Annotated in this window: 9 protein-coding genes; 6 read left to right on the forward strand and 3 right to left on the reverse strand. The window is 60.8% G+C overall.

The genetic code is table 11. The features are described from left to right. Nucleotides 1-37: 37 nt before the first annotated feature. Both thpR and K0U62_08660 read right to left on the reverse strand, forming a co-directional pair. On the reverse strand, nucleotides 38-592 hold the full coding sequence (gene thpR / locus K0U62_08655) for an RNA 2',3'-cyclic phosphodiesterase (GenBank protein MCH9801580.1): 555 nt from the start codon (nucleotides 590-592) through the stop codon (nucleotides 38-40). Nucleotides 593-597: 5 nt separating this feature from the next. After that, a complete protein-coding gene (locus K0U62_08660; GenBank protein ID MCH9801581.1) occupies nucleotides 598-1299 on the reverse strand; it encodes an HD domain-containing protein in 702 nt (233 codons plus the stop codon). Between the two features lie 344 nt (nucleotides 1300-1643). Here K0U62_08660 and K0U62_08665 point away from each other — a divergent pair, with 344 nt between their 5' ends. From K0U62_08665 to K0U62_08685, 5 genes are all read left to right on the forward strand, one after another. Continuing rightward, nucleotides 1644-2054, forward strand: a complete 411-nt coding sequence (locus tag K0U62_08665) for a hypothetical protein (protein ID MCH9801582.1) — start codon at nucleotides 1644-1646, stop codon at nucleotides 2052-2054. Nucleotides 2055-2091: 37 nt separating this feature from the next. After that, nucleotides 2092-2604, forward strand: a complete 513-nt coding sequence (locus K0U62_08670) for a hypothetical protein (protein MCH9801583.1) — start codon at nucleotides 2092-2094, stop codon at nucleotides 2602-2604. A gap of 133 nt (nucleotides 2605-2737) precedes the next feature. Continuing rightward, on the forward strand, nucleotides 2738-4030 hold the full coding sequence (locus K0U62_08675; protein ID MCH9801584.1) for a sensor histidine kinase: 1293 nt from the start codon (nucleotides 2738-2740) through the stop codon (nucleotides 4028-4030). Next, entirely contained in the window at nucleotides 4027-4659 is a 633-nt protein-coding gene (locus tag K0U62_08680; GenBank protein ID MCH9801585.1) for a response regulator transcription factor, read from the forward strand. The genes K0U62_08675 and K0U62_08680 overlap by 4 nt, the downstream gene beginning before the upstream one ends. Nucleotides 4660-4712: 53 nt before the next feature. Further along, nucleotides 4713-5948: an MFS transporter gene (locus K0U62_08685; protein MCH9801586.1), complete on the forward strand. Its 1236-nt coding sequence runs from the start codon at nucleotides 4713-4715 to the stop codon at nucleotides 5946-5948. A 27-nt stretch (nucleotides 5949-5975) separates the two neighbouring features. Here K0U62_08685 and K0U62_08690 read toward each other — a convergent pair whose 3' ends face one another. Next, the gene (locus K0U62_08690; GenBank protein ID MCH9801587.1) at nucleotides 5976-6359 is read right to left on the reverse strand and encodes a hypothetical protein; all 384 of its coding nucleotides are present in this window, start codon (nucleotides 6357-6359) and stop codon (nucleotides 5976-5978) included. 262 nt (nucleotides 6360-6621) lie between these two features. Between K0U62_08690 and K0U62_08695 the strand changes: the two genes are divergently transcribed. Then, nucleotides 6622-8055, forward strand: a complete 1434-nt coding sequence (locus tag K0U62_08695) for a WS/DGAT domain-containing protein (protein ID MCH9801588.1) — start codon at nucleotides 6622-6624, stop codon at nucleotides 8053-8055. The last annotated feature ends 47 nt before the right edge of the window (nucleotides 8056-8102 follow it).

The following is an 8102-nucleotide window of genomic DNA, read 5'->3' on the forward strand; positions in this document are numbered from 1 at the left end:
AAGTGCGGTGGATGCGCTGTAGTAACGGAAACGATTGCTATCGCGGAACCGGCCAACTCAGCAACGGCTGGTAGTACGGGGCTGCACCCGAAACGGAACGCATCAACATCAGTCGATCCGGGACCCATTCGGGACCGCAATAGTCGTGCAGTTGCGCAACAAAGTCCTCCGGCATCATGCGGTGCCGGCTGCGAGCGACAGTCACATGTCCCTGAAAACTATGCGAGTCAACTGAATCGATCAGTCTGGCGTTGAGTCGATCGACAAGTTCAGCGAGCCAATCCTTATTGTCAACGCCCACCCAAAGCGCCGTGTTGAATCGACCGCATCCCTGCAATCGCAGCGGCCCGACAGTGGTCATCTGCGCAGCCCCGGCAGCACTGCGGCAGATGAGTTCGCGCTGATCCATCCGCTGCTGCCCGAGGAAAGCCACAGTGACATGCCATTGCCGTCGGGAACGCCACCGCAGTTGACTCTCAGTTCGCTGCTGCAGCGGTGCCAACCGGCTCCGCAGGTCAGCAGCGGCGCTATCCGGCAGCAACAACGCGAGGAACAGCCGCTGACTAGCGCAAGCGTTCCGCGCCTCGACCATTCCCGCTACTCCACCGGCGCACCGATAAGTGGAAGCTGAACTCGAATCGCATCACTCAACCTCGGCGACAGCGCTGGCCGCAGCGCCGCATACATTGCGCCGTAGTACCAACGCGTACCGGCAACGCCACCGGAGAAAAGTTCGAGGTGCCCATCACCCGCATCGGCCACACCCGCCGCAGTTGCAGTCAGATTATGCAGCTTGTCGCAAGCGATGACCAGACAGGCACCAGCATCGCGGGGCTGTCCAGACTCATCAGGTGCAGCCAGTGCGGTGACCCGAGCGACGTGATCCTCTTTGCGAATCCGCCACGGCGCCTTATCGCTCGCATCGGCAACAAGACTGTCACTCGCCGCCTGCACGACATCTGCCACGCGAGTACCGAACATGGCACGAATTTCAGCAATCTTCTCTTCGCCACCGGTGTCCTCAGCTACGTCATGCAGCAATGCCGCAATCGCGAGGTCCTCGGCCTCACCGGTGAATCGTGAGTCTCCCCAACCGTGCTCCAGCACCAGGGCAGACACCGTCATCGGATGACCTATATACGGCGTCTGCTGCCGGTCCTTACGCACCTGGGCGGCATGCTGAGTGGCTGCGTAGGCCATAGCCATCGGGAGTCGAACTGAGTACTGCGATCCCGGCGGCATGACCGGTTCCATATCGTTCGCATCGCCGCTGCTGTTGCCGGATTCAGGTAAGTCCATCCCCCCACGTTAGCTAGCAGTGAGAAATCTCGCGATTAGGCGTTTAGCCCGGCCATCGCTGGTTATGAAGTTGGCGACAGCACCTCGTTCCCTGGAAAGGACGCATCATGGACCGTAATGATCTCGGCACCACCTTCGTGATCGCAGTTGAAGACCGCCCCGCATTGGCCGAGGTGATTCACATCTGGAGTTAACTAACGCCTCGCCTCCACTCACCGCTACACCTGAACCTGGGCGGCAATCGTCACGTGCGTCACGCGCTCGGGTGAGGTCCTAGGACCAAGGTCCTATTGAGATGGGTAACTAGTCACCCGAAGATGAGATCAAGAAACGGAGATTTGTCAATGGCAAAGATGCACACCCTCGCGGCGACAGCGGCAACCGCCGCTGCCCTAGCGCTGCCAGCCAGCCCTGCCCTGGCCACTCCTGATCCGCGGTCACCTCGTGGTGGCGCTGATGTGATCACGGCTTCGGGGACGTGTCCCGACGGCACCAGTTGGACCTTGGCCGGCAAGGCGCGCGGTCTGAGAATACTTATTCGTCTCCAACTACAAGGCGCGCCGAAGCAACGTTGGGCAGCCCAACTAACCCAAAACGACCGCGCCATCAAGCGCGTGCGCGGCAAGAAAACGAAAAGAAACGGAAAGTTGCGGATCCTACGACCCGCTCCCAACCGGCCCGGAACCGACCTATTCGCCTTCCGGGCCCAGAACCGAACTTCTGGCGCGCAATGCCAGGGACAACTGAGTTACTGACGTAGCCAGTAACACACGAGTGCAGGAGGAACGCACAATGAAAAAGTATCTCGTAGTTGCAGGAGGCACCGCCGCCTTGTCGCTGGGACTGGCGGCTCCGACAGCCTCAGCAGCACCAGTGAACTGTGAGGATCATCCCGCTGCGGATGTTCGCACCCAAGAGATCCTGGCCGAGTTACCGACTGAAGTCGCAAACTTCAAAGAAGCTGCCCGAGAAGGCCGCCAGGCGCGAAAAGACTTGAATCGATACTTCGCCAAATCGGTGCGATGTGCGCAGGGGACCTTCAAACTGGCCGTCGCTGAGGATCGCAAAACACTCAAGGCGGTTCTGACTGACTCCGAGGCCACTGAGGATGACAAGGCAACGGCCAAGGAGGCGTACAAGACCACAGTCGCCCCGGAGCGGGCGGCGCGAAAGGCAACTGTGGTTGAAACTCGTTCCACAGTGAAGGGCGCCAGGAAAGAACTCCGCAGTTGGTTCCGCAGCACAGTTAAGGAGCTCAAGGCCAACGGACAGGGCCCCAAGTCGGCCCAGGCAAATCGGGCCTAACAACCCGGCGCAACTATGGGAGTGATCGCACCGCCGGTGGGGGCGGGGCGATCACTCCCATAGTCTTCTTGGTGGCCGGCAACCCGCAAAGCCCGCCACACTAGTCGCTACGGGAACGGACAAGGGAGAGCCGGTGAGTGACTCCAGTCGACCGCACCCCGCCGATTCGCTCCGCCGAGAAGTGCTCCGGTTCGTCATCCCGGCAGTAATCGGGATCGCACTGCTACTCGGATTGAGCCTCTTGGCTGCCATGAATGCGGCCCGGGAGCAGTCAATCCGTGAGGCAGAATCGGCTGCCACCTGGCTGGCTCGCTCGGTCGTGACCCCACTGCTCGACGCGAAACTCACTACCGGAAAAGTGAGCAGCATCAGGGAGCTAGACGCTTCGCTTGACTCATCAGTGCAGGGCTCTGACGTCGTCGACGTGCGCTTGTGGAACTCCGATGGCGTGATCATCTACTCCAACGATCCCCGGCTTATGGGCGAGCAATTTCCGCTGCCGCAGGACGTTTCCGGCGACTTGGTAGCTGAACCGGTAGATCCTAGCCAACCAGAAAATCGCTACCTAGATCCCTCACAGGAACTCGTGCAGGTATCACTGCCGGTGGCTGGTACTGACGGCGCGGAGTACTTGTTCCAGATCAGTCAACTGCAGGACACGCTCACGCTGGATGCTCGTGCGCTATGGCTTTCCTTTGCTCCGATCCTAGTGGGGTCAGTGGCGTTGCTGGGTCTGATGTTGGTCCTGTTGGGTATAGCGATGGCGCGACGTATCAGTGCTGAATCACAATCCCGTCAGACACTGCTGCAGCACGCTCTCGACTCCACCGAGACCGAACGTCGCCGGATCGCGGCCGATCTTCACGATGGCCCGGTTCAGAGCCTCGCTGGCCTATCGTTCACCCTGGCCGCCCTATCCCACCGGGCTGTGAAAGAGGGGGCAACCAGCGACGCCATTGCGCTTGATCAGGCCTCCCAACGCTCCCGGGAGGCAGTGCGTGAACTACGTAGCCTGCTGGTTGATCTCTATCCACCAAACTTGGAGATGTCCGGACTGTCGGCCGCCATCTACGACCACTTAGATGGCCTGGGACCCCAGATCGCGGTATCAGCCGATGTCGCCGACCTACCAGATCTGGACCCGCACACCCGGGCGGTGGTGTATCGCATTGCCAGGGAGGCACTGGCGAACGTCGACAAACATTCCGGGGCCGACCAGGTCTCGGTATTGCTGGCGCAACAAGCCGACCTCATCTGTCTTCAGATCACGGACGACGGTCGGGGCTTTGATCCAGGGGTTGCCGAGGACGGTCATATGGGACTGCGAATCATCACTGACTTGGCACAAACTAGCGGTGGGCAACTCGAAATCCGGTCCGCACCCGGGGCAGGCACTACGGTTGACTTCTGGATGGAGAAATTGTGATTTCGGTAGTGCTAGTCGATGACCATCGAGTCGTGGTGGAAGGCCTCCGGCTCCTGCTCGACGCCTACTCAGATATTGAAGTGATTGGTGAGGCCAGTGATGGCGCAACTGGCGCGCAACTCGCAACTGAACTAGAGCCTGATGTCGTGCTGATGGACCTTGCGATGCCGGGAACAGATGGCGTGGCTGGCACGCAGCTGGTTAGCGACCAGTCACCGAGTTCGGCCGTCATAATTCTGACTACCTTCGCCGACCGAGAGGGCATCTTGGCCAGTCTTGACGCCGGGGCGGTTGGTTACCTCATGAAAGACATTGAACCCGACACTCTCCACCAAGCAATCATCGCGGCAGCGACCGGCGGCTCTCCCATCGATCCCCGGGTAGCACGAACGCTGATTGAAGCCAGGACACGTCCGGCCCCAGCACCCACTCGCCTCACTGACAAGCAAACCGAGGTGTTAGCGCTCGTGGCCGAGGGCCTGCCAAATCGCACAATTGCACGCAGGCTAGGCATCAGTGAGAAGACGGTCAAGACACATCTCACGCAGATCTTTCAGACACTCGGGGTAGCCGATCGAGTTCAAGCGGCGCTGTGGGCACAGGAACATCTCCCTGATCGGGCACCATAGCGGACATCGCTGCCTGCTCGCGCCGACTCGGATTCAGGGCCTAGGCTCGACCTGTGCGCGCCCGAACCCCCATGGTGCTGCTGCAGTCCGCCAACCTATTGGCGGGCACCGCCAATGCACTCTTGATGTTGACTATTCCCTGGCTGATCCTCGAACGCACGGACTCTCCGCTAGCCGCCGGTGTTGCCGGAGCATTAACCGGGCTGCCGGGCATCTTCCTTGCCCCGATCGCTGGCCGACTGGTTGATCGACTCGGTCGACGGACGGTTTCAGTGGCCTCCGATCTCCTGAGTGCCGTCTCGGTGGCACTATTCCCGATCGCAGCTGCACTCGGAATCCTAGAGCTGTGGGTGATCTTCGCACTCACGCTATTGGGTGCAGCTTTCGATCCGGCCGGTTACACCGCGAGGAAGGCTCTCATCCCAGACACTGCTCGGGCATCCGGAATGAGCATGGCTGATGCCAACGGGCTACATGAGGGTATTTTCATGGCGGGCTGGGTGCTCGGACCAGTTCTTGGCGCTGCCGCTATCGCCACTGTCGGTGCCTTGCCCGCAATGTGGTTCGGCTGCGCTGCCTTCCTCCTGGCTGCTGGCGCGATCAGCATCATGAAGGTGTCCAACAAGGTTGCTACCGGGCCATCCGGTGACGACGGAGCGCCCGCTACCCCGGGGGAGCAAGCCTCCGGGCTGCGACTCCTGATGCGGGATCGCGCGGTCTGGGCGCTCACCCTGGTCGTTGCTCTGCTGCTAATGATCTACATGCCCACGGAAGCGGTATTGCTTCCGGTGCACTTCGAGGCACTGGAACAGCCCGGGGGTATGGGCCTAGTCATCAGTGCCATGGCCGCAGGCGCAATGATTGGCGCTTTCGGCTACGGCAGAATCTCGCCCCATTTCACTCGCCGGAAACTGGCGCTGCTGTGCATCAGTGGTGCGTCACTCGCGTACGTGCCCATGGCCTTCCTACCCCCAGTATGGCTCTTCTTATTTGCTGGATTTCTGCTCGGACTGGCCTGGGGGCCGCTGGAGCCGTTGGTCAACACGCTGGTGCAGACGCGCTTTCCCGCAGCACAACATGGCCGAATCTATGGCATACAACTGTCGCTGTTCTACGCAGCGCCACCGCTAGGTGAACTTGTCGCGGGAGCCTCGGTTGCGGCACTGGGAGTTCAGCCGGTATTCGTCGGTATCGCACTTATCTTGATCTGCACAGCTATCGCGATTACGGCTGTTCCCGCGCTGCGGGAACTAGACGCTGATTTCCCAGAAAAGGATGTGGCCGCCTAGTGACGGCTGCCGTGGCGGCACGCCGGTCTAACTGCCGGGCTCGATCTTCTTACCGGTCTCGTTCGCCGCAGAACTGGCTACCTCCGCAGCTTCGCTCGCCGTGGCAGCCGCTGAATCTGCTGCGGTCTCCGCCACGTTCTGGGTTGCGTCGGCAGCATCGGCTGCGGCCACCCCCACTGTTGCGGCGGCGTCCGACACCCGCTGCGCGGCTTTATCGGTCAGCCCCGCAGCGTTTTGAGCGACCTCACCGACGCCACCCGCGGCCCGATGGGCTGCGACTCCCACCGCATCTGCCCATTCCGACGCACGATGGGAAACCTCGGCCGAGGACTCTCCCCCTCGGCGACGGGCAAGCGCCAAGCCAGCCACTGCCCCAGCTGTGGCGGCTACGACCAGAAGAACCTTCTTCATGCGCACATCACCTTGTGCCTTCCTGCAACTCTTTTTCGGGTCCGAATCGAGATTCCGCATCGACGCCCAGGTTGCTCATGAGGCTGAACCTAGCAATACCTGCCGCTCCAGGAAAAGTCGAGGTCACCTTCTACCCATGCGAGGGCTCGGTCGACTCACTCGGCCCAGCATCGGTAGCCACTACCGAACTGGTTCCACCGCGATTTCGATTCGGCGGGACGGATGGCAGATTGATGGCTATTCTTCGCAGTGGAGGTGTGCTGTGTCACAAAAGATCGACAGCCGTATGGGCGTCTTTGACGCCGTCATGTGGGGAGTGGAAACCGATCCGGTTCTACGCTCCGTTATCACCTTGGTGGTGATGCTGGATAAAAAGCCGGACCGCAAAGTACTGTTGCAGCGGATTGAGGAAATGACAATCCGCGTACCAGCCCTTCGCCGCCGGGTCGTTGGCAATCCCATGTCTTTGGTCCCACCCCGCTGGGAGTCCAGCGATGACTTCGACATGAACTATCACGTTCGGTTCCGCCGTGCTGCCAATAGCCGCGACGAGGCCCACGTGATGGACGTTGCCGAACACGTGGCCGAAATGGACTTCGACCGGGCCCGCCCGTTGTGGGAGGCCATCGTGATCGAAGGCCTTAAGGGCAACAAAGCAGCGATCGTGATGAAGATCCACCACGCCATCACGGACGGAGTCGGTGGCATGGCAATGGCCGCGTCACTATTCGACTTGACTGACGATCCCTCGCAGCGACCAGCGCAGGAGTTGCCGGAGATCGAGTTTGCCGGCCCCGAGGATCCACTCGAACGCCTACAGGAAGGTGCGGAACTCACTGCGAAGACCGCACTGGAGCAGGCGAAGGGTGTTGTCGGCAAGGGCAAAGACATCGTCACTGGCACGATGTCTGACCCCATCGGCACGGTCAAGAGCGGCGTTGACTGGACGACCTCGGCAACCCGAGTGTTGGCACCCGCCAACGCGCCCATGAGTCCGGTGATGCGCGGACGCTCCCTCGGGGTTCATTTCGCGATCCTGGAAGCGCCATTCGACGCCATCCGACAAGCTGGCAAACGTAATGGCGCTTCGCTGAACGATGCCTTCATGGCCATCGTCGCCGGCGGCATCGCGAAATACCACGCGTCGCACGGCGTATCGCTAAGCGATGTCCCCGCTGTTCGAGTGAACATGCCCATCAATCTGCGACCCAAGGATGACGAGCCGGCCGCTGGTGGCGGGAATCGCTGGGTACCGATGCGGTTCCCACTACCCCTCGGCCCGGAAGACCCCACTGCTCGGGTCAAGGAACTACATCCGGTGCTTCAGCAGGCGCGACTTGAACCTGCCCTAGAGATCAGTGAACCGATCTTCCGGCTGCTGACCACCTTGCCCCGCAGCGCAACCACCGCGCTGGCTGCGGGCATGATGAAAGGCACCGACGTCGCTGCCACCAACGTTCCGGGGCCACCGATTCCGATGTACGTGGCAGGAGCCGAGGTCAGTCAGCTGGTGCCATTTGCTCCTAAGGGTGGGGCTGCGCTCAATGTGGCGTTCATGTCCTACAACGGCAAGGCTGAGATCGGGGTGAACCTTGATACCGCCGCGATCTACGATCACGACGTAATGATTCGGTGCCTCCAGGAATCTCTGGACGAGGTTGTTGCACTCGGCACCGACGAAACGGCAGCAGAATAGCGAACCCAGCACAAAGCAGCGGCCCGATCACCTCTGTTGGTGATCGG

It is taken from the genome of Actinomycetes bacterium, assembly GCA_022599915.1.
Lineage (GTDB): Bacteria > Actinomycetota > Actinomycetes > S36-B12.

Coding starts and splice junctions, on each gene's coding strand:
- thpR (MCH9801580.1), bottom strand. CDS start 592: ATGGTCGAGGCGCGGAACGCTTGCGCTAGTCAGCGGCTGTTCCTCGCG.
- K0U62_08660 (MCH9801581.1), bottom strand. CDS start 1,299: ATGGACTTACCTGAATCCGGCAACAGCAGCGGCGATGCGAACGATATG.
- K0U62_08665 (MCH9801582.1), top strand. CDS start 1,644: ATGGCAAAGATGCACACCCTCGCGGCGACAGCGGCAACCGCCGCTGCC.
- K0U62_08670 (MCH9801583.1), top strand. CDS start 2,092: ATGAAAAAGTATCTCGTAGTTGCAGGAGGCACCGCCGCCTTGTCGCTG.
- K0U62_08690 (MCH9801587.1), bottom strand. CDS start 6,359: ATGAAGAAGGTTCTTCTGGTCGTAGCCGCCACAGCTGGGGCAGTGGCT.